The following is a 26452-nucleotide window of genomic DNA, read 5'->3' on the forward strand; positions in this document are numbered from 1 at the left end:
GTGCGGGGCGGGGGAGTCCGGGGTGTGGGTCATGCTCCCTTTCTAGCCTTTGGGTCCGCGGTGGATCGTGACGCAAGTGTGGCGATCCCGGGCCGTCAGGAGTGAAGAAGGCGGACTAAGTTCTCATTTGCCACATAGAGAACGAAAGTCAGCGTCATGCCCCCACGTATCGCCGCCGCCCCCTGGGCGACGGTCCTCCTCTTCCTGCCCCTCGTCGGCTGCGCACCGGCCCAGGACCTCCTGGACCGCGCCGTGCCCGGAACGGGCGTTCTCACCCAGCTGGACCCCGTCGACCGGGTGGACCGGGACGCCCCCTTCGCGGGTAGCCCCGCCGAGGACTACGGGCTGGGTTTCCCCGTACCCGAGGCCGAGGCGGTCGGTCCCTACTCCCAGGAGCAGGTCGAACGCTCCTACGCCCACACCCAGGAGCTGCTGGAGGCGGTCTACCTCAACGAGGACGCCGTGTTCGGTGAGGACAACAGCGAACTCACCGGACTCCTCACCGGACAGACCCTGGAGTGGTACCTGGACAACCTCGGTAACAAGGACCACGAACTCAACAGCCGCCACCTGCCCTTCAACCTCACCCACGGCACCGCCGAGCCGATCGGGGACGAGGTGCGCGTGGACGGCGCGATGCGCGCGGAGGCGACCCGGGACGACCAGGGGTGGGACTACCTCTCGGTGGTCACCGAGTACACGATCGTGCACCCGGTCGCCCGGCCCGGCGGATCGGCCTCCACCCGCCTGGTCACCTCGCACATCGGCGAGGTCGGCTTCTACGACGTGGGCGCGGAGGAGCTGGAGGCGGCGCCGATGTGGTCGCGCGCGGTGGCGCCCGTGCACTGCGTGGAGGAGTACACCTTCACCCCCAGTTATGGGGACGACCACCCCGAGGGGGATCAGCCCAAGGGGGCGGTCGAGGACGCCTACGACCTGGAGGCCTCACGGGACCTGGAGCGGTGCGGGTCCGTCAGGGACACCTGACCGGCGCCCGTCGGGGCCCCTTCCGGGAGGCTCCCGACGGACGCGTTGTCATCCGGCCAGGCGCTTGAGGAGGTCCGGAAGGTCTGCCTCGTGCGCGACCGTCAGGCGCCTGGTCGCGCGGGTCACCGCCACGTACAGGTCGTTGGCGCCCCGCGGCTGCGCCAGCAGTTCCTCCGGGCGGACCACGATCACGGAGTCGAACTCCAGCCCCTTGGACTGCGTCGCGGACAGCACCACCACGGCGTCCCCCGCTGCGTCGCGCGCGCCCGAGTCCATGCGCAGCGCGCCCGGCAGAGCCTCCCTCACCCCGGCGAGGGAGGCGTCGGAGGTGACGACCGCGACGCGGCCCTCTCCGACGGCCCTTCGCTCCTCGGCGACCAGCGCGGGCAGGTCGCCGAGGCCCGCGATCCGAGCGGCGCGGGGGGCGTCGCCCTCCTCGCGAACGGACTCGGGGACCTTCTGGTCGGGGGCGGCCTCGCGCAGCACGTCGGCGGCGACGGCCATGATCGGCGCGGGGGTCCGGTAGTTGACCCTCAGGTGCTCCACGTGCACCTTGCCCGGGGCGTACGACTGCAGGGCGGCGTCCCACGAGTCGGTCCCCGCCGCGCTGCCGGTCTGGGCGACGTCGCCGACGACGGTCAGGGACCGGGTCGGCACCCGGCGCATCACCGTGCGCCAGGCCATCGGGGACAGTTCCTGGGCCTCGTCCACGATCACGTGCCCGTAGGCCCAGTCGCGGTCCGCGCCGGCCCGGTCCGCGGTGCTCAGGACCGGTCCGGAGTCGTGGTGGCGGTCGGCGAGCAGGTGCGCGTCCAGCCCCTCCTGCGGATCCTCGGTCAGTCCGGTGAGGTCCAGGACGCCCTGCGCGTACCGGACCCGCTCCTCGTGCTCCGCGTGCTCCCGCCGTTGACGGGCCCGCAGGCGGCTGTCGTCCCGGCCGAGGAGGTCGGCCGTCTCGTCCAGCATCGGTACGTCCTCGACGGTCCAGGGCGCCCCGGCCGGGCGCGCCAGGCGCTCGGCCTCCGCGACCCCGGCCCGCGCCCCCACCCTGAGCAGGGCCTCGGGGTCGGCGTACAGGTCGCGTAGCAGCTGTTCCGGGGTGAGGTCGGGCCACAGGGCGTCCAGCGCCCGCTGGACGGGTTCCTCCTGCCAGAGCCGTGCTCCCACGTGCGGGAGGTCCTCGTCCGAGACCGGTCGGCTGAGCGCCTGGGACTCGACCCGCGCGAGCTCGCCGAGCAGCGTGTTCACCAGGTACTTGCGGGCGGTGTTGTGCGGCAGCGGCAGGTTCCGGGTGGTCTCCAGCACGTGTTCGCACACGTGGGCGGGCACGACGAGGGTGCCCGCGTCGGTCTCCACGCGCAGGTCCGCCTCACCGAAGGCGTACCGGGGTGTGCGCTGCCGGTCCGCCACCGCAGCGCCCAGGAGCGCCACCATCCGGGGGGATCCCTTGATCGCGGCGATCGCGTGGGGGTCGTGCTCGGAGGCCTCCACGCCGGGGAACAGCTCGCCGACCGTGCGCATCACCACGTCGGTCTCCCCGAGGGAGGGCAGGACGTCGCCGACGTAGCGCAGGAACGCCGGGTTGGGGCCCACCACCAGGACACCTCGGCGTTCCAGGACCCGGCGGTGCGTGTAGAGGAGGTAGGCGGCGCGGTGCAGGGCCGCGACGGTCTTTCCGGTGCCCGGGCCGCCCTGGACGACCAGGACTCCGGCCAACTGTGCGCGGATGACCCGGTCCTGCTCGGCCTGGATGGTGGAGACGATGTCGGCCATGCGTCCGGTGCGGCCCCGCTGGAGGGAGGCGAGCAGGGCCGCCTCGCCGACCAGCTGACGGCGGTCGCCCTCGGTGAGGCCGTCGGCGTCGAAGACCTCGTCGTCCAGCCCGACGACCCGCCTGCCGCGAACCCTGAGGTGACGCCGCCGGGTGATCCCCTCCGGGGCGCTGGGTGTGGCCGCGTAGAAGGGGCGGGCGGCCGGGGCCCGCCAGTCCACGAGGATGGTGTCGTACTCGGCGTCGCGCAGGCCGATCCGTCCCACGTAGCGCGCCTCGGTGTCACCGGGGCCGTGGGAGACGTCGATCCGGCCGAAGCACAGACCCTCCTCGACCGAACCGAGCTGGGCACTGCGGCGCGCGTGCTCGTAGGAACGGGTCTCGCGTTCCACGATGGCGGCGTACCCGGAGCGTTCCTGGAGGTGGGCGTCGGCCAGCCGCTGGCCGGTCCGTGCGCGCAGGGCGTCGAGGCGTTCGTACATGGCGCTGACGCGGGCCTGCTCGACCGTGACCGCGGCCTCCTCAGCGGAGGGCGTCGAACGGTCGTATTGACAGGAGTCCATCTGGTGGCTATCCTTGCGATTAGGAAGTGCTGTGATGGTGTGTTGAAGAGGCACGGCTGCCGTAGCCTAGCAGACCGTCATCACGCATGCCAGTCCGCCCTCGCGCGGACGAGGGCCGAACCCTCCCCCGGAACCGGGTGGGGGTTTTCGTGTTCGGGCCCACCCGCCGCCGCGTACCCGCTACACTCGGCCCATGCGAACCAGCCCGACCAACCAGGGACAGTGGTGGCGCCGCTCCTAGGCGGCGCACCGACAGTTCGCGTTCCACGAACACCGCAGCGACCGCCCCCAACCGGCGGTCGTTTGTCGTATCCAACGGCCCCGGACGGCGATGACCACCGACCGCAGAGCGCCAAAGGACCCCGGCCGTGAAGCCCAGCGACGCACAGACCACCACGTACCGCACCCCGAGCGGCGTGACCGTCCGACGCAACGCCACCCCCTGTGACCCCGAGATCCTCACCGGACTCGTCACCTCCCTGGAGGACCGCCGGGGCGGGGTCCTCTCCTCGGGGATGGAGTACCCGGGCCGCTACGACCGCTGGCACCTGGGGTACGTGGACCCCTGCCTGGAGATCAGCACCCGGGGGCGCCGGGTCACCGCCACCGCCCTCAACGACCGGGGCCGGGTGCTGCTGCCCGTCCTGGCCGACGCGCTCGACACCGTTCCAGGAAGGAGCGACCGCGAGCAGAGCGCCGACCACGTCGCCGTCACGGTCCCCGATCCCGATCCCGACGCCTTCTTCACCGAGGAGGAGCGCAGCCGCCGTCCGAGCGTGTTCACAGCCCTGCGCGCCGTCGTCGCGGCCCTGCGCAGCCCGGAGGACTCCAACCTGGGCCTGTACGGAGCCTTCGGTTACGACCTCGCCTTCCAGTTCGAGCCGGTCCAGCGACACATTGACCGTGACCCCACCGACCGCGACCTGGTCCTGCACCTGCCCGACGCCGTCGTGGTCCGCGACCGCAAGCGCGAGACGTGTGTGCGCTACACCTACGAGTTCACCGTCCCCGCCACCGAGGAGCGCGCGGAGGCCACCACGGAGGGGCTGCCCCGCGAGACCGGCCCGACCCCGCCCGTGGTCGCCGCCGAGGTCCCGCCCGGCCCCCAGCCCGGCTCCTACGCCCAGGTGGTGGCCGAGGCCAAGCAGCGGTTCCGTCGCGGTGACCTGTTCGAGGTGGTCCCCGGTCACCGCACCTACGCCCGGTGCACGTCCCCGGCGCGCTTCTACGAACTGCTGCGCGAGCGCAACCCCGCGCCCTACGAGTTCTTCTTCAACCTGGGCGAGGGCGAGTACCTCGTCGGCGCCTCCCCGGAGATGTTCGTTCGGGTCACCGGCGAACCCGGTACCGGCCAGAGGGTGGAGACCTGTCCGATCTCCGGGACCATCCGCCGAGGGGAGGACGCCCTGGGCGACGCCGAGAACATCCAGGAGCTGCTCTCCTCGGTCAAGGAGAAGTCCGAGCTCACCATGTGCACGGACGTGGACCGCAACGACAAGTCACGCGTGTGCGAACCGGGCAGCGTCAAGGTGATCGGCCGCCGTCAGATCGAGATGTACTCACGACTCATCCACACCGTCGACCACATCGAGGGCACTCTGCGGCGTGACTTCGACGCCCTGGACGCCTTCCTCACCCACATGTGGGCGGTCACCGTCACCGGGGCCCCCAAGACCTGGGCGATGCGGTTCATCGAGCAGCACGAGACCAGCCCCCGCCGCTGGTACGGCGGTGCCGTCGGGGTGGTCAACTTCGACGGCTCCATGAACACCGGCCTCACCCTGCGCACCGCCCACATCCGCGACGGCGTGGCGGCCGTGCGCGTGGGAGCGACGCTCCTCTACGACTCCGACCCCGAGGCGGAGGAGAAGGAGACCTTCCTCAAGGCCCGCGCGCTGCTGGAGACCCTGGCCCTGGGGGAGGAGCTCGCTGACGGCCCGCGGGAGGTCCACCCCGAGCCCGTCACCGCACCGCAGCCCGGGGCGGGCATGAAGGTGTTGCTGGTGGACCACGAGGACTCCTTCGTCAACACCCTCGCCGACTACGTGCGCCGCCACGGCGCGGAGGTCACCACCGTCCGCTACGGGTTCGCCCCCGATCTTCTCGACCGGCTCGCCCCGGACCTCGTGGTCCTCTCGCCCGGGCCCGGTCTGCCGGTGGACTTCGCCATGTCGGACCTGCTGGACACCCTGGCCGCCCGCGGCCTGCCGGTGTTCGGGGTGTGCCTGGGTCTTCAGGGGATGGTCGAGCACGCCGGGGGAGAGCTGCGCACCCTGGCCGCGCCCGTGCACGGAAAGCCCGGCCGCGTCCGGGTGTCCGGCGGGCGGCTGCTGTCCGGCCTGGGTGAGGACGACGCCTTCCCCGCCGCCCGCTACCACTCCACCTACAGCACCCCGGACCTGGTGAAGCACTTCGAGGTCACCGCGGTCCTGGACGGCGAGCCCGGGGAGGAGCCCGTGGTCATGGCGATCGAGGACCCGGTGGCGCGCTGGTACGCGGTGCAGTTCCACCCGGAGTCGATCCTCACCGCCAGCGTCGGTGAGGGCGTCGTCGCCCGTGTCCTGGAGCTCGCCCGAGGGTGAAACCCGTGGTGGCGGCGGTACGACCTGTGTCACAGTGACCGCCGCTCACCTGGAACGATGTCGCGCGACAACAATTATCTCAGGGATACTGTTTGATCGGATCGTGACCGGACAGGGGTGGCGTATGGGTATTTTGCTTACGATCCTCGGTATCGTCCTCATCGTCTCCGGCGTCCTCGGTGTGCTGCGCGGTCAGCTCCTCTGGGGCATCGTCGCCATCGTCATCGGCCTGTTCGTCGCGCCGGGCTACTTCTACGGGATCTGACTCACAGGGGGCGTACGCCCCCGCCGGACCGGCGAGGGGCCGGGTGTCCGACCACGCTCAACCGCGTGTCGGTCACCCGGCCCCTCGGCTTGGGCCCCCGACACCGGACCGAACACGGCTGACCAGCGGGACGTGTACCCTCGGGAGAGGTCAATCGGCCCCGCCCCACACACGCTCCCGTGCTCCGGAACATCCCTGGTCGCGGCCATGACGCGTGCCCTGGGCGGGGGAGTTGCTAGGAGAGGGTGCCGTGAAGAAGGTCGAGCCCCAGGTCCGCCTGGTTGCACGTCCGCAGGTGGACTACGACGCGATCGCCGACTACCTCAAGGAGGTCGGCGGCGAGGCGTGGATGGAGCGGTTCGACCGGGGTGACCTGGACGCCCACCTCAACGACCCCCAGAACCTCGCCGAGTTCGCCGGGCGCCTGTGCTACCGCTCGTGGGAGCCGGGCCTGAACCCGAACGTCACGCGGGTGCGCAAGGACCAGGACGCCTACCTGGGCAACATCCTGGCGAGCCTGCACGGTTCGGTCCTCGAGCACGTGAGCTTCAGCTTCGTGCTGCACAACGTCTCGCGGGTGCTCACCCACGAACTCATCCGCCACCGGCCGGGCGTGGCCGTCTCGCAGGAGTCGCTGCGCTTCGTCCGCCTGACCGACCTGCCCTTCTGGTTCCCCGAGTGGGCCGAGGAGGACCCGGAGCTGATGGAGCGCGCCAGCGCCATGCTCCAGCAGATGGAGGACTTCCAGTTCTGGATGGCCGAGCACTTCGGCCTGGACGACGACGGCGTGAAGTTCGCGGAGAAGAAGCACAAGACCTCCTTCATGCGCCGCTTCGCCCCCGAGGGCGTGGCGACCGGGCTGGTGTGGACCGCCAACGTGCGCACGCTGCGGCACACCCTGGAGGCCCGTACGGCTCCTGGCGCGGAGGAGGAGATCCGTCTCCTGTTCAACCTCATCGGCGAGACGCTGAAGGCGGAGGCCCCCGCTCTCTTCGGCGACTACACCGTCGAGGACGGTGTGTGGGTGCCCCAGCACCGCAAGGTCTGACCGTTCCACTCCGAGCGCCCGTCCCTCGCCGAGGGGCGGGCGCCGTGTTGTCCACGGGGTGTGCCACGCGTCAACGGCCGTGCTACGGCTCGTCATCGGGGGTTCATCGGAGTCGCCGCAGGCCAAGTGGGGTTTTATGGTCGGCACTTCCTTGTTCAGGGAGTGACCGAAAGGCCTTTGCGGGCTGTGTGACGGGGTAGGGCCCCGGCGAGTACGGGGCACACGTCCCGTTGCCGTGAACCAGGAGGGGATGCTCCGTGACAGGCGAACTCGTACCAGAGAACCTGGTCGGTCACCGCGTGCTCGACGCCGAGGGCGCCCACGTGGGGAAGATCAACCAGGTGTTCCTCGACGACAGCACCGGGGAAGCGACCTGGGTGTCGGTCCACACCGGAATGTTCGGCATGAGGGAGACCCTCGTGCCGCTCCAGGGGGCTCGTCCCGTGGAGGAGGACATCCAGGTCCCCTACGACAAGGCGGTCGTCAAGGAAGCCCCGCAGGTCGACGCCGAGCGGCACATCACCCCGGAGGACGAGGCCCTCGTCCGCGACTACTTCGCGAGGCAGGGTGGGTTCCCCCGGCAGGCCCAGGGGGAGGGTGACACCCGAATGGCGGACCCGGGCACCGGGACCGCGGAGGGGGCCGCTTCCGGCGCCGCCATGACCGGGGGGACCGGCAGCCACGGTGACTTCGCGGACCGGCGTGAGGGCCGGGGAGACGAGCCGCAGGCCGGTGACCCGTTGGAGCGGTTCCGGCCCGACGAGCGGTTGGGCGGTCCCGGCGCGGGCGACACCGACGACCTCTCCGTCCTCCGTCACGAGGAGCGGGTGGACATCGGGGTCGAGCGCCGCGAGGGCGGGCAGGCGCGCATGCGCAGGCACGTCGAGACCGAGCGCTTCGAGGAGACGGTCCCGCTGCACCACGAGGAGCTGGAGGTGGAGCGGCGACCCATCACCGATCCGTCGCAGGTGCCCGATCCCGGGCACATGGAGGAGGACGAGCGGACCTTCACGCTCTACGAGGAGCGTCCGGTCGTCTCCAAGGAGGAGGTGCCGGTCGAGGAGGTCCACGTCCGCAAGCGGGACGTCACCCACGAGGAGCACATCGAGGGCGAACTCCGCAAGGAGCGCATCGACTTCGAGGACGAGGACGGTATCCCGCCCAGGGGTCCTGACAGCGCTCCGTGACGACGCGCGTACACGCTACCTCCGAGTGGCCCCTTCCAGGAGGGGCCACTTGCTCGTGCGTGCCCCCTTCCTCGCTATTTTTGGTATACCGCTAGCAGGAAGGCTGTCATGACCGAGCAGAAGCCCCCCACGATCTTCCGCGACGTACGCCCCATGGGCGGCGCCCCTGTTGACCTCGTGGTGGTCGAAGGAGCGGTGTCCGACCGCCTCCCCACGGGGGACGCCGAGGTGGTCGACTGCGGCGGGCGCATCGCGTTGCCCACGCTGGTCGACGCGCACATCCACCCGGACAAGACCTCCTGGGGTGAGCCCTGGTACTCGCGCCGCCCCGCAAGGGGGATCGCGGAGCTGGGAGAACAGGACGCCGAGTTCTTCCGGAACTGCCCCAGCCCCGTGGCCGACCGAGCCGAACGCCTCATGGGCCACGCCGTCACCCGCGGCACCCGGGCGATGCGCGCGCACGCGGACGTCGCCCCCGCCTACGGGCTGGACGGTCTGCACGGCGTTCGTGAGGCCGCCCGCCGTCTGGCGCACGCGCTGGACGTGCGGATCGTCGCCTTCCCCCAGCACGGGGTCCGCCGCGCTCCCGGCACGGACGCCCTGTTGGAGGAGGCGCTGCGCACCGGCGCGGCCGACCTGATCGGCGGGATCGACCCCGAGGGCTTCGACGACGACCTTGACGGCCAGCTCGACCTCGTGTTCGGGCTCGCCGACCGGTACCGGGCGGGTGTCGACATCCACCTGCACGACAGCGGCTCCGTGGGCTCTCGCACCATGTGGGCGATCATCGAACGCACCCGGGCGCTGGACATGGGCGGCAGTGTCACGGTCAGCCACGCCTTCGGGGTGACCCCGGCAGCCGAGGACTTCGAGGCCGTGGCCGCCGGTCTCGGCGAGGCGGGGATCGCGCTCACCACCGTGGCCCCGGACCCGTCCCGGGTCCTGCCGGTGGCACGGCTGCGCGAACACGGCGTGCGAGTCGGCGTCGGCTCGGACGGGGTCCGCGACTCCTGGAGCCCGTTCGGCGACGCCGACATGCTGCACCGCGCCCACCTGCTGGCCAGGGCGCTGCGTGCGCGTTCGGACGACCAGCTCTCGGACGCCTTCCTGACCGCCGCGCACGACGGGGCGTCCCTGGTCGACCTGCCCCGGACCGACTTCGCGCCGGGTGCCCCAGCCGACTTCCTCCTGGTGGAAGGCGAGTGCCTGCCGCAGGTTGTGGTGGACCTGCCCCGGCGCCACGCGGTCGTCCGCGCGGGCCGTGTCGTGGCCCGTGAGGGCGGTCTCCTCTGACGGCTCGCCTCTGCCGCGCGGAAGCCGGAAGAAATCTGAAAGCCTTGCGCACTAGGTTTCCTGACTGACGGACACCGGGGCGGCGGTGACGACTCCATGAGCCCCCGGTGAGGACGTGGACCCGGGCTCTGCCACCCGGGTACCCCGGAGCGGTCAGGACGGGACCGCTCGTTCGTTCGGGCCGGTCAGGACGGGACGGGCCCGTGCACGTGGGGGCGGCGGTGGGTGGGAAGAGCGCCGACCGCCGTCCCGCCAGCCCTCCCTCACTTTGTCCCCGCCCCGAGCTAGGGTCGTGGCCCGCGCCCGGAGCGTCCGGGCGTGATGGAGCCAGGGAGGGCCCCATGAACGAGGACCGCCAGGGGAACGAGCGGATCGACCGGGCCGAGAGGGTCGTCGCGGCGCCGCCGGCCACGGTCTACCGCGCGCTGACCGACGGTGAGGCCCTGGAGGCCTGGCTGCCCCCGGAGGGCATGGGGGGCCGGATCGAGAACTTCGACCCCCGGCTCGGGGGCGGGTTCCGCATGGTGCTCACCTACGGCGAGTCCGACGCCGGACACGGCAAGTCCTCGGAGACCACCGACGTCACCGAGGTGCGGTTCGACGAACTCGTGCCGGGGGAGAGGGTCGTGCAGTCCGTCGACTTCACCTCCGACGACCCCGCCTTCCTGGGGACGATGGTCATGGCCTGGCGGATGGAACCCGTCCCCGAGGGCACACGGGTGACCATCGAGGCGACGGACGTGCCCCGGGGCATCCGGCCCGAGGACCACGAGGTCGGTCTGGCCTCGTCACTGGCCAACCTCGCCGGGCACGTCGAACCCTGACCCGTCCGCGTCACGGCCCCGTGCCCGGTCCGGACGTTCCCGCCGTGAGGAAGGGGCGCCCTCGAGGGTGTCAGCGCGTGACCCGCGCCGGGGGTCCCTGGTGTGTCCTCCCTGGTCGGGACAGACCGGGCGCTTAGGGTCGCTCTTGTCGGCCGCCGACACGGAGGGGGAACGCGATGAGCGAGGACGTGGGCGCGGAGATCACCGAGGAGGAGGTCTCCGGCACGGAGGACGGGCACGGGGAGGCCCCCCGCGCCGAGCCCGAACCGCGCGGACGCGAGGCCGCACCCGGACGGGGCCACACCATCGTCGTGGGCGCCGGAATGGCCGGTCTGGCCGCCGCGGACCGCCTCGCGGAGCAGGGCGAACGCGTCACCGTGGTCGAGGCCAGGGACCGCACCGGGGGGCGTATCCACTCGTTGAACGCCTGGGAGGGTGCGACCCTGGACGTGGGGGCCTCCTGGATGCGCGGCGAGGAGAACAACCCGCTCTCCCGCCTCGTGGAGGAGGTGGGCGCGCGCACCGCCGTGTTCAACCGCTCCACCGAGACCGCCTACGACCCCAAGGGCCGCAGGCTCCTGTTCGACCGGCACCGCCGCAACCTGGAGGACGTCAACCTCCTCCACGAGCACATGTACTGGGCGACGGTCGGCGCCAGCCCGGAGGAGTCGATGGAGGAGGGCATCGACCACGCCCTCTACGACGCCAACCTCGTGCGCTCCCGGGCCAGGGACGCCGCCGAGATCGTCCACCGGATCGCCGAGGCCGACCACGGGGCGGACGCCGAGGAGGTCGCCTTCGCGGCGGTCGCCTCCCGGCACGAGTTCAGCGGCGACGACGTGGTCTTCCCCGACGGCATGAGCCAGCTCACCGACCACCTCGCCCGTGGGCTGGACGTCCGTCTGGAGCACGTGGTCCTGGCGGTGTCCCACGACGACGAGGGGGTCGGCGTGCGGGTGGACACCCCCGACGGCGAGGAGACCCTGACCGCGGACCGGGTCCTGGTCACCCTGCCCATCGGGGTCCTCCAGTCGGGCCAGGTCGACTTCACCCCGGAACTGCCGGAGGACAAACGCGACGCCGTGGCGCGGCTGGGCAACGGTCTGCTGGAGAAGCTGTTCCTGCGCTTCGACGACGTGTTCTGGGGTGACGCCGAGGTCCTGGTCCACCTGGGCACCGAGGAGGGCACCTGGTTCCACTGGTACGCCGGTCAGAACGTCTACGGCCAACCCATCCTGGTCAGCCGCAACGGCGGCAACGCGGCGCGGTTCCTCTCGGGCATGGGAGACGGGGACGTGGTCGAACACGCCATGGCCTCCCTGCGCGGCATGTTCAAGAAGGCCCCGGACCCGGTGGACCACTACCTCACGCACTGGATGGACGACCCCTTCGCGCGGGGCGGGTTCTCGTTCACCGCCGTCGGCGCCGGGGACGGGGACCGCGTTGCCCTGGGAGACCCGGTCGGCGACCGCCTCTTCTTCGCGGGCGAGGCCACCGAGATCGAGCACACCGCCACCGTGCACGGCGCCCTGCTTTCCGGGCGACGGGAGGCCGACCGCATCCTCGACCTCGGCTGAACCACCACCGGAGCGTGCGTCCGCGCAGGTCGCACCCGGGTCCCGGGCGAAGTCCGTACACGGTACGATCAGCGGGAGGCCGTCCGTCCGGGCACCCGGTTCCGGTGGGGCACGAGGTGGCGGGCAACGACGGCCCCGCCCGTTATCGTTGGCGGTATGGGGCGATCCGGCGAAGAAGGCAGACACGAGGCGGGGGGCAGCGTGGCCAGCCCGGTGGTCAGTGACCGCATCTGGACGGTTCCCAACCTGTTGAGCATGCTCCGGTTGTTGGGTGTGCCGCTGTTCCTCTGGCTCATCCTGGTGCCCCAGGCCGACTGGTGGGCACTGCTCGTGCTCGCCCTGGCCGGGCTCAGCGACTGGCTGGACGGCAAGATCGCCCGGGCCTGGAACCAGGCCACCAAACTCGGACAGATCCTCGACCCGCTCGCCGACCGCCTCTACATCTTCGCGGCCCTGCTCGGACTGGTCCTGCGCGGCATCATCCCCTGGTGGCTGATGGGCATCCTGGTGCTGCGCGACGTCCTCATCCTCGGTGCGCTCCCGCTGCTGCGCCACTTCGGCTACGGGCCGCTGCCGGTCAACTTCGCGGGCAAGGCCGCCACCCTCTGCCTGCTGTACTCCTTCCCTCTACTGTTCATCGCCGGATACGCGTCCCTCGTCGGAGATGTGGCCCGGATTACAGGTTGGGCCTTCGCGCTGTGGGGAACGGCTCTGTACTGGTGGGCCGGACTGCTCTACGCCGTACAGGGACTGCGTCTGATCGACCAGACCCGCCGCGACGAACGCGCTGATCACACGGGTTCCCCCACGGGTGCCCGGGACAGCGACCCCGCACGCGGCAACGGCGTGGACCGTCCCGATCCGTCCGCTCCGGCGTCCGCTGACGGCGCGCCCGGTGCGGAACCCGAGGGCCCGGACGGACCGGGCCTGCCGGACCAGGGCCAGGCCGCGCCCTGATCCACCGAACGAACCGGCGGACCGGCTCACCAGAGTCCTGTCGGATCGAAAGGGAGTGTCGTCTCCGCAATGAGAACATGTCCCACCGCGCACGACCGTGCGCGTTCCGAGAAACCATCCTTCGCTGCGTCTCCTGACGGCCCCGCCGTTCGGAGGTGCGCGCGATGACCGCACCCGACTCCGCGCCCGTTCCCCCGAACGAGGGCGCACCCACCGCACCCCCCATGAAGGCCGTGGTGATGGCGGGGGGCGAGGGCACACGCCTGCGCCCGATGACCGCCAACCAGCCCAAACCGCTCCTCCCGGTCGTCAACCGACCGATCATGGAGCACGTACTTCGCCTGCTGCGCAAGCACGGGTTCACCGAGACCGTGGTCACCGTCCAGTTCCTGGCCACACTCATCCGCAACTACTTCGGTGACGGCGAGGAGCTCGGCATGAAGCTCCACTACGTCGCCGAGGAGGTGCCGCTCGGCACCGCGGGCAGCGTCAAGAACGCCGAGGAGCACCTGCGCGGCGAACCGTTCATCGTCATCTCCGGTGACGCGCTCACCGACATCGACCTCACCGACATGGTCCGGTTCCACAAGGAGCGCGGCGCCAAGGTCACGATCGCCCTCAAGCGGGTGCCCAACCCGCTGGAGTTCGGGATCATCATCGTCGACGAGCAGGGGCGCATCCAGCGCTTCCTGGAGAAACCCACCTGGGGCCAGGTCTTCTCCGACACCGTCAACACCGGCATCTACATCATGGAACCGGAGGTGCTCGACCGCGTCGCCGAGGGCGAGGTGGTCGACTGGTCCGGTGACGTCTTCCCCGAACTGCTGGAGGAGGGCGCACCCCTGTACGGGTACGTCGCCGACGGCTACTGGGAGGACGTGGGCACCCACGAGAGCTACCTCAGCGCGCAGGCGGACGTGCTCTCGGGCAAGGTCGACGTCGAGATCGACGGCTTCGAGGTCTCGCCCGGAGTGTGGATCGGCGAGGGCGCCGAGGTCGACGCCAGCGCCGTGCTCAAGGGTCCCCTGTACGTCGGCGACTACGCCAAGGTCGAGGCCGGGGCGGAGCTGCGCGAGTACACCGTCGTCGGCAGCAACACGGTCGTGCGGGCGGAGGCTTTCTGCCACCGCACCGTGCTGCACGACAACGTCTTCATCGGCCGGGGCGCCAACCTGCGCGGCGCCGTGATCGGCAAGAACACCGACGTGATGGCGGCCGCCCGGATCGAGGAGGGCGCGGTCGTCGGCGAGGACTGCGTCATCGAGTCCGAGGCGTACGTGAGCAACGACGTCAAGGTCTACCCGTTCAAGACCATCGAGGCCGGCGCGGTGGTCAGCACCAACGTCGTCTGGGAGTCGCGCGGGCAGCGCTCGCTGTTCGGCCCCCGGGGCGTGTCCGGGCTGATCAACGTGGAGATCACCCCGGAGCTCGCGGTGCGGCTGGCCAACGCCTACGCCACCACGCTCAAGAAGGGCGCGATCGTCACGACCTCCCGTGACGTCTCACGGGCGGCTCGCACGCTCAAACGGGCGGTCATCAGCGCGCTCACCGCGGCCGCCATCGAGGTGCGTGACCTGGAGGTGGTCCCGCTTCCGGTGGCGCGCTTCCACACCTCGCAGAGCGGGATCAGCGGCGGCATCACCGTGCGCACCAGTCCAGGGGACCCCGAGTCCGTGGACATCATCTTCCTGGACGGAGAGGGCGCGGACCTCTCCTCGGGGGCCCAGCGCAAGCTCGACCGGGTCTTCTCCCGGGCCGAGTACCGCCGGGCCTTCCCCGGGGAGATCGGCGAGCTGTCCTTCCCGTCGCGCAACGTGGAGAACTACTCCCACGAGCTGCTGCGATCCGTGGACACCTCAGGGGTGGCCGAGGCCGAGCTCAAGGTCGTGGTCGACTGCGCGGGCGGGACGGGATCGCTCATCCTGCCCTCCCTGCTGGGCAGGATCGGCGTGGACGTGCTCACGGTCAACAACCGGCTGGACGAGGCGTCGCCCACCGACACCGTCGCGAAGAAGATGCGGGACCTGGAGAGGTTGGGCGAGCTGGTCGCCAACTCCGGTGCCGACTTCGGCGTGCGCTTCGACCCGGTGGCCGAGCGGCTGTCCATCGTGGACGAGAACGGCGAGCTGGTGGACGGCGACCGCGCGCTCCTGGTGGTCCTGGACCTGGTCGCCGCCGAACGCGGTGGCGGGCGGGTGGCCCTGCCGGTCACCACGACCCGGGTGGCGGAGAAGGTGGCGCGTTCCCACGGTGCCGAGGTGCTCTGGACGGCCACCGCCACGGACGAGCTGACCAAGGCGGTGCGTTCCGAGGGCGCGGAGATCGTCTTCGCCGGAGACGGCCGCGGCGGCTTCGTCGTCCCCGAGTTCAGTCCCACCAGTGACGCGATCGCCGCCTTCGTGCGGCTGCTCGGTCTGGTGGCCCGGACCCGGCGCTCGCTCGGCCAGATCGACCGTGCGATCCCTCAGGCGCACCTCCTGCGCCGTTCGGTACCCACCCCGTGGGCGGTCAAGGGGAGCGTGATGCGCGCGGTCGTGGAGGCCGCCGGAGAGCGCGAGCTGGACACCACGGACGGGGTGCGGGTGATCGAATCCGACGGCAGCTGGGCGCTGGTCCTGCCGGACACGGCGGAGGCCGTCACCCATCTTTGGGCGGAAGGTCCTGATTCGGACACGGTGCAGCGCCTGCTCGACGAGTGGGCCGCGGTGGTGGAGCGGGCCGAGAGCTAGGGCTTGTCCTCGGATGCCTTCGCCGGTGGCGGCGGAGCCGGCCTCGATGCGAGCGGCCGTTTCCCCCGCTGTGCGCTGCTACGCGAGTTTCGCGTTCTCGCGCAGCGGGGGCCCCACCCGGGTTCGACTCTCCGAGCCTCATCGGCGCGGCGAGAGGCAGCCTGGTGGTAACGCGGGGACACGGCGCCGCAGGCGCCCGTTGAGGGCGGTGGCGGGCGACGGGGAAGGAATCATCCGAAGGACACGGCCTGGCGGCCCGGTCCCCGGGGTGTGTGGGCGCGGACGGAAGGGACGTCCGCGCCCACACGGTGTGTCCGCCCGCTGGCCCGGGGTGTTCGCGTCCTTCGTCGGGTCCGGGGATAAAGTGGACGAAGTCGCAGGTCCGGGCAGGGGAGTGAAGTTCGCGGAAATCCACCTCGGGTGACCGAGAACCAAACGCCCGGGAAGGGCATCTGTTCCAGAACAGGTGTCGGTCTCCCACGAGGTCTGTCACCGGCCGTGGCGGGGCCCCAGGTTCCTACGCGGCCGAACCCCGCGTCACGGGCGCCCCAGTGGGGTGTTCGCGGCGGGCCTGGGGGAGCGAAACCCTGTCTGGACAGGGATATGGTTTAAAGTCGAGTGTTCCCTGAGGCACCGTGTCACCACCCGCCACGGGAATCCCGGCAACGGCGGACATCCAACGGGGGTGACAAGGAGTCCTACTTGGGGGATGAGACCTAGCGACCGACCGCGTGAGGCGACCACTGCCGCGACAGTGGACCGACTCACCGTGTTCCGGACGGTGAGTGGGCCCCAGGCCCGCCCGACGCCCGGAACGCGCCACCGATCAGCCGAATCAAGCACCGCCCCGTGCGGTAGGAGGCCGAGCCGACCTATGTCGAGCGTTTACTGCACGCAGTGCGGTCACGCCGTTGCGGATGATGCCCGTTTCTGCTCCCACTGTGGAACACCCGTCCGCAGGGCCGAACAGCAGAGTCCACGGCCCAACGCCGGCGGCGACTCCGCGGGAGATGTCACCTCGACCATCTCCATCTCCGGTATACAGGCGCTGGAGGAGGAGGAACAGGGCGATGAACTCGGCGGCGACGACCCCGCCAGCACCGACGCCCTTCCGCCCGGAACAGCCTTGCTGGTGGTCCGGCGGGGCCCCAACGCAGGGAGCCGGTTCCTGTTGGACAGCGACGTGACCACCGCTGGCCGACACCCCAACAGCGACATCTTCCTCGACGACGTCACCGTCTCCCGACGCCACGTGGAGTTCTTCCGCCGCGGCAACGGCTTCGGGGTCCGGGACGTCGGCAGCCTCAACGGCACCTACGTCAACCGCGAGCCGGTGGACGAGGCCGAACTGGGTGGCGGGGACGAGATCCAGATCGGCAAGTTCCGGATGGTTCTGCTGACCAAGCCGCGCCGATGACGGTGCGCTGACCACGGTCGACGGGGGCGGGTGTGCCGATGAGGTTTGCGGCCCCCCGCCTCCGGACAGCTTTGTAACGAAGGGTGCCGATTTCGCCCTCGGGTCCTGATCCGACGGGGAGCAGGGACGAGCGCCCATCCGGCATGACGACTCGTGGGACGGAGCCGCTGTGAAACACATGGAGGTCGTCGGCGTCCGGGTTGAGATGCCCTCGAACCAACCGATTGTCCTGCTCAAGGAATCCGAGGGGGACCGCTACCTGCCGATCTGGATCGGTGGGGTGGAGGCCTCCGCGATCGCGCTCGCCCAGCAGGGTGTCTCGCCCGCGCGCCCGCTCACCCACGACCTGTTCCGCGACGTCCTGGACGCGCTGGACACGGCGCTGGAGACGGTGAACATCACCGGCCTGAGTGATGGCATCTTCTATGCCGAGCTGGTCTTCAGCAACGGTGTGGAGGTCAGTGCCAGGCCCTCGGACTCCATTGCCCTGGCTCTGAGGACCGGCACCCCGATCTACGCCCACGAGGACGTGATCGAGGAGGCCGGGATGCCGATCCCGGACGAGCAGGAGGACCAGGTCGAGGCGTTTCGGGAGTTTCTGGACAACATCTCGCCGGAGGATTTCGGGCAACGTGGTGCCTGAGGCGGTCGGGGCTCGCCCTTTGCGGGCCCCGCTGCCTTTCTCGCGGCCGTGACCTGCGGGTTCGTCGGTCGCACTGGTGATAGATTAGGTGAACGGAATGGTCGTGGAGGGCGTAGCCGAAAACGGTCCGGCGGGTTTCGGCCCGGCGGGGTCCGGTACCGCGGCTCCATTGGCGTGCACACTTGGCGACGCGCCGCGCGCCTTCGTTGACGCTGCCCTGCGGTCGTCCTACCGTCAGTGCTGTGAAACCCACGGCGCGCCCGTTCCCTGAGTGGACTCCCCTGTCGATGCCGCCGTGGGACGAGAAGCCGGAGGTCGGCGTGGCGGTAGCGAGCGGCAAGCGGGATCACCATGGCAGGCGGTCCGCGCTGCGGCTAGCGGGGCAGCAGGGCCTACTGTGCGAAGAGGACGTGATGGCGCTGCCTACGGACGTCGGGTATCGGGGTCCAGCGGCGTGTACGGCCGCCGGGATCACCTATCGACAGCTGGACTACTGGGCCAGGACCGACCTGGTGGTGCCCAGCGTGCGCACGGGAGCCCACAACGCCCCGCTGTACAGCCTTCCTGACATCCTGATGCTGAAGGTGGCCAAGCGGCTCCTGGACACCGGGATATCGCTCCAGCAGATCCGCACCGCGGTGGACCACCTGCGTGGCCGTCCCGCCGTCGACCTGTCCCGCATCACCCTCATGAGCGACGGCGTCAGCGTCTACGAGTGCACCTCGCCCGAGGAGGTCGTCGATCTCATGCAACGCGGCCAGGGCATGTTCGGTCTGGCGCTGGCCAACGTCTCCCGCGAACTGGAGGAGGCGCTCGGAGTGGTCCCGGCCGAGGAGAGAGCCGACCTTCCCGCCGCGGCGCCCCAGGCCGTGGACGAACTGGCCCTGCGGCGCAGGGAGCGCCGCACCGGGTGAACCCGTGCCGACACTGGTGAGTCGGCCGTGGTGAAAGGTGTGCCCTGACTCGGTGTCACGGGCCCGGATCGAGTACGGTCGTAGTCACAACAGGGATGAAAACCGACATTCGCCCTGCTTGTACACACATACAGAGCGTCAGCAGGCCGCTGATACCGCGCGGGAGAGACCTCGGCAACGGGGCGCCGACGGGGCAATACTCCCCAGTAACCTCTCAGGCACCATGGACCGCGCGGAGGAGGCCGCTCTGAAGCCTGGGCGCGGTCGTGCCCGGTGACAGAGGGGGAGACCGTGAGGAACACCGCCGACCCGATCGGCCCTGTCACCAGGAGGTCTCCGTGCCTGACCCGTCGAACGTCCCCACCCCGGGCGCCCCCGCCCGGGTGTTCGCGGACCGCCACATCGGACCCGCCCCCGCCGAGACCGCCGAGATGCTCAAGACGGTCGGCTACGGCTCCACCGCCGAGCTCATGAACGCCGCCGTGCCCGCGTCCATTCTCAGCTCCCCTGGGCAGAGCGCCACGCTCGACCTGCCCGAGGCGATCGGCGAGGCCGAGGCACTGGCGGAACTGCGCGAGCTGGCCTCGCGCAACAGGCTCGCCACGCCGATGATCGGCCGCGGCTACTACGGCACGCTCACGCCCCCCGTCATCCTGCGCAACATCATGGAGAACCCGGCCTGGTACACGGCGTACACGCCCTACCAGCCCGAGATCTCGCAGGGCCGCCTCGAGGCCCTCATCAACTTCCAGACCATGGTCTCCGACCTCACGGGCCTGCCCATCACGGGCGCGTCCCTGCTGGACGAGTCCACCGCCGCCGCCGAGGCCATGACCCTGGCCCGCCGCGTCAGCAAGGTCAAGAGCGACGTCTTCGTGGTCGACGCCGACGTCTTCCCGCAGACCCTCCAGGTCCTGCGCACCCGCGCCGAGCCCCTCGGCATTGAGGTCGTCGTCGCCGACCTCACCCGGGGCCTGCCCGAGGGCGACGTCTACGGTGTCCTGGTCCAGTACCCGGCCTCCAGCGGCGCGGTGCGCGACCCCAGCGCCGTCATCGCCGAGGCGCACGAGCGCGGCGCCCTGGCCGTGGTGGCCGCCGACATCCTCGCCCTGACCCTGCTGCGCAGCCCCGGTGACCTGGGGGCCGACATCGCGGTGGGCTCCACCCAGCGCTTCGGTGTCCCGCTCGGCTTCGGTGGCCCGCACGCCGGATACATGTCGGTGGGGGAGAAGCTCCGCCGCCAGCTGCCCGGCCGCCTGGTCGGCGTGTCGGTGGACGACGCGGGCAAGCCCGCCTACCGTCTGGCCCTCCAGACCCGTGAACAGCACATCCGCCGCGAGAAGGCCACGAGCAACATCTGCACCGCGCAGGTGCTCCTGGCCATCATGGCCGGGATGTACGCCGTCTACCACGGCCCCGACGGACTGCGCGCGATCGCCCGCCAGGTCCACACCCGCACGGCAGCCCTGGCCGACACGCTCACCCGGCGCGGGTTCGAGGTGCTCCACGGGGCCTACTTCGACACCCTGCGCGTGCGCGTGCCCAGCGCCGACAGGGTGGTCGAGCGTGCCCTGGAGGCCGGGGTCAACCTGCTGGGCGTCGACCAGACCACGGTCGGCCTCAGCGTGGACGAGACCACCACCGTCGCCGACCTGGAGAAGGTCCTGGCCGCCTTCGGGGAGGCCGACCGGGGCGCCGAACGCGGCCCGGTGACCGTGGACGGCGACGCCGACCACCTGCCCGCCGGTCTCGCGCGCGGCGTCGACTACCTCACCCACCAGGTGTTCAACACCCACCGCAGCGAGACCTCCCTGCTGCGCTACATGCGCCGCCTGTCCGACCGCGACCTCGCGCTGGACCGCACGATGATCCCGCTGGGCTCGTGCACCATGAAGCTCAACGCGACCGCCGAGATGGAGTCCATTACCTGGCCGGAGTTCGCGGGCCTGCACCCGTTCGCCCCGCTCGACCAGGCGGCCGGCAGCGTGTCGCTCATCCGCGACCTGGAGGGCTGGCTGGCCGAGGTCACCGGCTACGACGCCGTCTCCCTCCAGCCCAACGCGGGTTCCCAGGGCGAGCTCGCCGGCCTGCTGGCGATCCGCGGCTACCACCGCTCGCGCGGCGACGAGCACCGCGACGTCTGCCTCATCCCCAGCTCCGCGCACGGCACCAACGCCGCGAGCGCGGTCATGGCGGGCATGCGGGTGGCCGTCGTGGCCTGCGCCGAGGACGGCAACGTCGACCTCGACGACCTGCGCGCCAAGATCGCCAAGCACGGCGGCGAACTGGCGGCCATCATGGTCACCTACCCCTCCACCGCCGGTGTGTACGAGGACACCATCACCGAGGTGTGCCGCCTGGTCCACGAGGGGGGCGGTCAGGTCTACGTGGACGGCGCCAACCTGAACGCTCTGGTCGGCTGGGCCAAGCCGGGCGAGTTCGGGGCCGACGTCAGCCACCTCAACCTGCACAAGACCTTCTGCATCCCGCACGGCGGCGGCGGTCCGGGCGTGGGCCCGGTCGCGGTCCGCTCGCACCTGGCGGGCTTCCTGCCCAACCACCCGGGCCAGCCCGAGGCGGGCCCGCACACCGGTGTCGGCCCGGTCTCGGGCGCGCCCTTCGGCTCGGCGGGCATCCTGCCCATCTCCTGGGCCTACGTGCGCATGATGGGTGGCGACGGCCTGCGCGCCGCCACAGAGACCGCCGTGCTCTCCGCCAACTACGTGGCCAAGCGCCTGGAGCCGTACTACCCGGTGCTCTACACGGGTGCCAACGGGTTGGTCGCGCACGAGTGCATCATCGACATCCGGCCCCTCCAGAAGGCCAGCGGCATCAGCAACGAGGACGTCGCCAAGCGCCTGATGGACTACGGCTTCCACGCGCCGACCATGTCCTTCCCGGTCAACGGCACGCTCATGGTGGAGCCCACGGAGAGCGAGAACCTCGCCGAGCTGGAGCGGTTCGTCCAGGCGATGATCTCCATCCGGGGCGAGATCGACCGCGTCGTCAAGGGTGAGTGGGACGTCGAGGACAACCCGCTGCGGGGCGCCCCGCACACCGCCGAGGCGGTCACCGCCGACGAGTGGAGCCGCGCCTACACGCGGGCGGAGGCGGTCTACCCGCTGTCGACGCTGCGCCAGGACAAGTACTGGCCGCCGGTCGGCCGGATCGACCAGGCCTACGGTGACCGCAACCTGGTCTGCTCCTGCCCGCCGCCGGAGGCCTTCGAGCTGTAGCCCGCGAGGTTCACGAGGGCACGGAGCCGAGTGCCCGCCTGAGCGTGTCAGGGGCGTCCACCCGAGAGGGTGGGCGCCCCTTGGCGTGTCTCCCGCGGGGCCAGGACGCGGCAGGGAACCGCCGACGAGGGCGACACCCCCACCGGGAGCCCGCGACGGCCGGGAGAGGGCGCGTTAGAGTTTGCACAGCCGCCGCCGAGGCCGGTCGCGGTCACGCCCGCGGCACGCGCTCCCCGTCGCGCGGGCCCGACACCCCCATGGAAAGCGGAACGAATGACCACGACGTCCGGACCTCCCGCGCGCTCTGGCCCCGCAGACCCCGCAGACCCCGCCGACCCCGCACCCCGGGCCACGGACCCCGACGACGCCGAGGGTACTTCCGTGCCCTCTCCGGAGGGCGCCCCGGACCTGTGCGACCAGGCTCAGGACCTCGCCGAGAGCGGACACCTCAAACGGGCCGCCAAGCTCTACCAGCGGGCCGTCTCTGCCAACCCCCCGCCCCGGGTCCAGGCCAGGGCGCTGCTCGGTCTCGCCGTGGTGCAGGACCAGCGTGGGGACCCGGCCGCCTCGAGGGAGGCCGCGCGTCGCGCCCTGGCCACCGGGGACACCCGTTACGCCCCTCGCGCCGCCTACCACCTGGCGCTCTCGCTGGAACAGGAGGGTGCGCACGGCGAGGCCGTCCGCGTCTGGCACCGTCTGCTGGACCTCGGCGGCCCCGCCTACACGGCCGTGGCCCGCTACGGACTGGCACGCGAGGCGGAGCTGCGCGGCGAGGAGGACGAGGCGGAGGAGCACTGGGAGGCGGCGCTGGAGCTACCGCCCGCAGACGCGGCGATCAGCCGACTGCACGCTGCCACCGTGGTGGAGGCCGCTGGTGACCTGGCCGGCCGACTTCTGGAACGGGGGCGGCCGGATGCCGCCGCTGTCGCGGTCGAGCGCGGCCTGAGCGTGGGTGACGACCCCGGGCTGCGGATGCTGCGCGCCGCCACCCACCTGGAGAGGGCCATCGCGGACGTGGGCAGCGTGGTGGGCGCCGGACCGACCGAGGGGGAAGCGGGCACGCGTCCGCGACCGCGCACCTCGGGGGCGGCGGTGGAGCTGCTCGCGGGTCTGCTCTCCCTGAGAGGGGAGCCGGATGTCGCGGAGCGGGTCTGGCGCCTGGGGCTGGACAACCGTGACCGGGACACCGCCGACGCCGTACGGGCTCGGCTGCGGAGCCCCTTCGCCCAGGAGTCGCCGGAGGACGGTGGAGAACAGCCCGAACCGTGGTGGGAGGTCTACCTGGAGGAGGCGGTCGCCACATCCAGCGCGCCCGCGTTGGCGGGGGAGCTGTTCGCGGTCATCACGCAGATGCACGCCCTGCTGGCCGTCCCGGTCGTCGAGGGCGAGTCCCGCCCGGCGGCCCTGCGCGCCGCCATGGAGACGGCCCTGCGCACACCGAGCGAGCTCGTGTGGGGGAGTTCCGTGCACGCCGACTTCCGGCGCCGACTCAGCGCGGCGATGGGTGAGGACGTCCTGCCGGAGCAGTGGCCGGACGGAGGCTGAGAGGACGGGCCCGGACCGGGCCCGCGTGACGCGCTCTCGGGAGCGTCGGGTCAGGCGGCGACCCGGGGGCGGTGCGGGGCCACGACAGCGCCGTCGGGGAGGAGCTCACCTGTGTCGTCGAAGAGGACGACACCGTTGCAGAGCAGACTCCAGCCCTGCTCCGGGTGACTGGAGACCACCCGCGCGGCCTCGCGGTCGGTGTCCTCGAAGGAAGGGCAGGCGGGTGAATGGCTGCACATGTCAGAGCCTTTCGTCGGGGTGCTCCTCGTTGAGCTGAGGCCAACAATAGTGGCTGACATCACATGATGTTGTCGGTTTAGGCCGACAACGTTCGTCGGCGTGTTTTGTTGACCCTCACCAAGTGGGACACGCCCCACCCCGGATCGGTTCTGTCCGAGGTGATCTCGTCCCGTCAGGCTTCGGCCGCACCGTTCCCGAAGACCGGTGCGGCCCATGGAAGCGCCCCGTCAGTAGCCGCCTCTGGTGCGGCGCGCCGCGGGACGGCCGCGCATCCCGGCCCCCGCCAGACCGCCGCGCTGGAAGGAGCGCACCAGCTCCCCGCCGAGGTTGACCCCGGCACCCAGCGCCAGCGCCACCATGACCGCCTCGGCGATGCTGAGCAGGCCCGAGACCGCCGTCCCCTGAGTGATCTCTATCAGGCCCCGGTACAGGATGCTGCCGGGCAGCAGCGGCGCGATCGACGGGATCAGATAGGGCAGAACCGGCCGTTGGGTACGCCGGGCCAACCAGTGCCCGACCACGCCCACCGCCATCGCGCCCACGATCGTGCCCACCACCGCGGGCACCTCCAACCACAGGCGCATCCCCGCGTAGATCAGCCAGATCATCACGCCCAGGGCACCGATGGTGGGCAGCATGCGCGGGGGCACCGCGAGGGAGATCGCGAAGGCCATGGCGATCCCGGCCGCGCCGATCAGGACCGGGACGTGCATGGCGGTCCCGGCCGAGGGCAGGTTCTCCAGGTCCAGGTCGATGCCCAGACGGGTGGCGGTGTAGGCCACGGAGACCACCCCGGCCACGATCGCGCCCAGGGTGAAGAAGGTCTCCAGCAGCCGCGCGGCCGCCGACACGTAACTGCCGCTGATCCCGTCCTGGAGGCTGGAGACCAGGGGACGCCCGGGAAGCAGCGCCATGATGTTGCCGGTGATGATCGCGCCCGCCTGGAGGCCCAGGTCCAGCTCGGTGCTGGCCCACAGCAGTCCGACACCGATGGAGGAGGCCACCACGGCCGCCGCCGTCATCTGGTAGAACTCGGCGACCCCCCGGTTGGCGAGGAAGACCGAGGTGCGGTCGCCCAGCACCGTGGCGAGGAAGGCGACGGTGGCCACGATCAGGCCACCGCCCACCATGAGGCTGGCGCTGGAGGCGATCAGACCGAAGCCCACGGCGATCAGCCAGTTGGGGTAGGGCATGCGGGCCCGGCGGATCTGCTCCAGGCGCGCGTTGGCGTCCTCCAGCTCCAGGAGTCCCAGTGCCGCCTGCTGCACCAGGGTGTGCAGCTCGTTGACGCGGAAGTAGTCGAGGGTACGGCGGCGCACCACCCGTTCCCCGGTGACCGGCGGGCTGTCTCCGCCGGGGTGGGTGGACAGGGAGATGGTGGTGAAGGTGACCGACACCTCCGAGCGGGGCAGGTCGAAGGCGACCGACAGGCTCAGCATGGCCTCGCTGACGGCCTCGGTGCCCTCACCGCTGGCCAGCATCAACTCGCCCACACGCAGGACGAGGTTGATCGCCCGGGCGTCCGGGAAGTTGACGTCCTCGTCGTCCTCCAGGTTGTCCGGGGTCAGCTCACGTTCGTGCTCCGCGCGCCAGTCGCGCATCCGACTGAGCATGAACTCCTCGCTCGGTGGTCCCGAGCGATCCCGCTTGCTTGGCATGGCTGTACTCCGTTTCCTCCCCGTCGCCCGCACCCCTGATGATCGGCGTACTGCCTCGGCAACCCCAAGGGGGACGCCGCGCCCGTGCGCGCGGTTCGCCCCCCGGCCGCGGTGGCGGCGGTGAGTTCGGTCACCGGATCATCCTGTCAATCGGCGTGCTTCGTCATGGTGGGCGACGCGCCGGGTCTCGGGCGCTCGCGGGGTTCGGTGACGGTGTTCAGGACGGAGGACCCGGGGCCCGCGACGCGCGCGCCCCGTCCTGTTCCGTGTGCTGTCCGGGGCGGACCAGGCCGCTCTCGTACGCGTGCACGACGGCCTGCACGCGGTCGCGCAGGCCGAGCTTGGTGAGAATGCTTCCCACATGGGACTTGACGGTGGTCTCGCCGACCACCAGGTGTGCGGCGATCTCGCCGTTGGACCAGCCACGGGCGATGAGCCTGAGCACCTGCCGTTCGCGGACGGTGAGGGGGTCCTCGTCCGGTTCGGGGTCGGCCACGGGGGAGGGCAGGAGGGGGGCGAAGCGGTCAAGGAGGCGGTGCAGGACGGTGGGGGAGACCACTGAGGCGCCCCGGGCCACCACCTCGACGGCCGAGACGAGTTCGGTCGGGGGCGCGTCCTTGAGGAGGAACCCCGAGGCGCCCGCGCGGAGCACCCCGACGACGTACTCGTCCAGGTCGAAGGTGGTCAGGGCGAGGACGTGCACCCGGTGGCCGAGGGGACGGGCCCACTCGACGATCTGGCGGGTGGCCTCGATGCCGTCCATACCGGGCATGCGGACGTCCATGAGGACGACGTCCGGGAGCAGGCTGCGGGCCGAGCGGACGGCCTCGCGGCCGTCGGAGGCCTCGCTGACCACGGACAGGTGGGGGGACGACTCCAGGATCATGCGGAAGCCGGTGCGGACGAGCGGTTGGTCGTCGGCGAGCAGGACGGAGACGGATACGGAGTCGGACACGGCCCGATTCTCCCCCAAGTCGACGGTCCTCGGGGCCGTAAACGCTGTGACTCACCCGTGA

19 protein-coding genes and 1 riboswitch are annotated in these 26452 nt (G+C 71.1%); of the genes, 15 read left to right on the forward strand and 4 right to left on the reverse strand.

Annotated elements, in window-relative coordinates; genetic code table 11:
* Window positions 1–156 precede the first annotated feature (156 nt).
* Window positions 157–987, forward strand: a complete 831-nt coding sequence (locus ADX84_RS01840; protein ID WP_049566341.1) for a hypothetical protein — start codon at window positions 157–159, stop codon at window positions 985–987.
* Between the two features lie 48 nt (window positions 988–1035).
* On the opposite strand, the gene ADX84_RS01845 is transcribed toward ADX84_RS01840, so the two are convergent.
* Window positions 1036–3321 (reverse strand): ATP-binding domain-containing protein, encoded by a 2286-nt coding sequence (locus tag ADX84_RS01845; RefSeq protein WP_049566344.1) that lies wholly within the window; start codon window positions 3319–3321, stop codon window positions 1036–1038.
* A gap of 368 nt (window positions 3322–3689) precedes the next feature.
* On the opposite strand from ADX84_RS01845, the gene ADX84_RS01850 reads away from it, so the two are divergent.
* From ADX84_RS01850 to ADX84_RS01915, 14 genes are all read left to right on the forward strand, one after another.
* Complete coding sequence (locus tag ADX84_RS01850; protein WP_049566347.1) at window positions 3690–5903, forward strand: anthranilate synthase component I; 2214 nt, start codon at window positions 3690–3692, stop codon at window positions 5901–5903.
* A 124-nt stretch (window positions 5904–6027) separates the two neighbouring features.
* Window positions 6028–6168 carry a GPGG-motif small membrane protein gene (locus ADX84_RS26220; protein ID WP_026129297.1) on the forward strand — a complete coding sequence of 47 codons (141 nt, stop codon included), beginning with the start codon at window positions 6028–6030 and terminating at the stop codon, window positions 6166–6168.
* Window positions 6169–6418: 250 nt separating this feature from the next.
* On the forward strand, window positions 6419–7216 hold the full coding sequence (gene thyX / locus ADX84_RS01860) for an FAD-dependent thymidylate synthase (RefSeq protein ID WP_049566352.1): 798 nt from the start codon (window positions 6419–6421) through the stop codon (window positions 7214–7216).
* A 257-nt stretch (window positions 7217–7473) separates the two neighbouring features.
* Complete coding sequence (locus ADX84_RS01865) at window positions 7474–8403, forward strand: DUF2382 domain-containing protein (protein WP_049566354.1); 930 nt, start codon at window positions 7474–7476, stop codon at window positions 8401–8403.
* Window positions 8404–8511: 108 nt separating this feature from the next.
* The gene (locus ADX84_RS01870) at window positions 8512–9696 is read left to right on the forward strand and encodes an amidohydrolase (RefSeq protein WP_049566357.1); all 1185 of its coding nucleotides are present in this window, start codon (window positions 8512–8514) and stop codon (window positions 9694–9696) included.
* Between the two features lie 341 nt (window positions 9697–10037).
* Window positions 10038–10520, forward strand: coding sequence for an SRPBCC family protein (locus ADX84_RS01875; RefSeq protein WP_049566360.1), 483 nt, complete (start codon window positions 10038–10040; stop codon window positions 10518–10520).
* Window positions 10521–10696: 176 nt separating this feature from the next.
* The gene (locus ADX84_RS01880; protein WP_049566363.1) at window positions 10697–12097 is read left to right on the forward strand and encodes an NAD(P)/FAD-dependent oxidoreductase; all 1401 of its coding nucleotides are present in this window, start codon (window positions 10697–10699) and stop codon (window positions 12095–12097) included.
* Between the two features lie 201 nt (window positions 12098–12298).
* Window positions 12299–13054, forward strand: coding sequence for a CDP-alcohol phosphatidyltransferase family protein (locus ADX84_RS01885; RefSeq protein ID WP_049566366.1), 756 nt, complete (start codon window positions 12299–12301; stop codon window positions 13052–13054).
* Window positions 13055–13278: 224 nt separating this feature from the next.
* On the forward strand, window positions 13279–15783 hold the full coding sequence (locus ADX84_RS01890; protein ID WP_049566564.1) for a mannose-1-phosphate guanyltransferase: 2505 nt from the start codon (window positions 13279–13281) through the stop codon (window positions 15781–15783).
* Window positions 15784–16657: 874 nt separating this feature from the next.
* Window positions 16658–17200 (forward strand): FHA domain-containing protein, encoded by a 543-nt coding sequence (locus ADX84_RS01895; RefSeq protein WP_049566369.1) that lies wholly within the window; start codon window positions 16658–16660, stop codon window positions 17198–17200.
* 169 nt (window positions 17201–17369) lie between these two features.
* Window positions 17370–17843: a bifunctional nuclease family protein gene (locus tag ADX84_RS01900; protein WP_049566372.1), complete on the forward strand. Its 474-nt coding sequence runs from the start codon at window positions 17370–17372 to the stop codon at window positions 17841–17843.
* A gap of 413 nt (window positions 17844–18256) precedes the next feature.
* On the forward strand, window positions 18257–18757 hold the full coding sequence (locus ADX84_RS01905) for a MerR family transcriptional regulator (protein WP_049566375.1): 501 nt from the start codon (window positions 18257–18259) through the stop codon (window positions 18755–18757).
* 150 nt (window positions 18758–18907) lie between these two features.
* Window positions 18908–18998, forward strand: a riboswitch (glycine riboswitch).
* Window positions 18999–19095: 97 nt separating this feature from the next.
* A complete protein-coding gene (gene gcvP, locus ADX84_RS01910) occupies window positions 19096–21993 on the forward strand; it encodes an aminomethyl-transferring glycine dehydrogenase (protein WP_049566377.1) in 2898 nt (965 codons plus the stop codon).
* 273 nt (window positions 21994–22266) lie between these two features.
* Window positions 22267–23538, forward strand: coding sequence for a tetratricopeptide repeat protein (locus ADX84_RS01915; RefSeq protein WP_049566381.1), 1272 nt, complete (start codon window positions 22267–22269; stop codon window positions 23536–23538).
* A 50-nt stretch (window positions 23539–23588) separates the two neighbouring features.
* Here the strand turns inward: ADX84_RS01915 and ADX84_RS01920 are convergent, their stop codons facing one another.
* The 3 genes from ADX84_RS01920 to ADX84_RS01930 all read right to left on the reverse strand — a co-directional run bounded on the left by ADX84_RS01920 (window position 23589) and on the right by ADX84_RS01930 (window position 26391).
* Window positions 23589–23777 carry a DUF5999 family protein gene (locus ADX84_RS01920; RefSeq protein ID WP_017544800.1) on the reverse strand — a complete coding sequence of 63 codons (189 nt, stop codon included), beginning with the start codon at window positions 23775–23777 and terminating at the stop codon, window positions 23589–23591.
* A 228-nt stretch (window positions 23778–24005) separates the two neighbouring features.
* A complete protein-coding gene (locus ADX84_RS01925) occupies window positions 24006–25436 on the reverse strand; it encodes a threonine/serine exporter ThrE family protein (RefSeq protein WP_234003817.1) in 1431 nt (476 codons plus the stop codon).
* Window positions 25437–25653: 217 nt separating this feature from the next.
* Window positions 25654–26391, reverse strand: a complete 738-nt coding sequence (locus ADX84_RS01930; protein WP_082206247.1) for a response regulator transcription factor — start codon at window positions 26389–26391, stop codon at window positions 25654–25656.
* Window positions 26392–26452 lie beyond the last annotated feature (61 nt).

This window comes from Nocardiopsis sp. SBT366 (assembly GCF_001083815.1).
Lineage (GTDB): Bacteria > Actinomycetota > Actinomycetes > Streptosporangiales > Streptosporangiaceae > Nocardiopsis > Nocardiopsis prasina.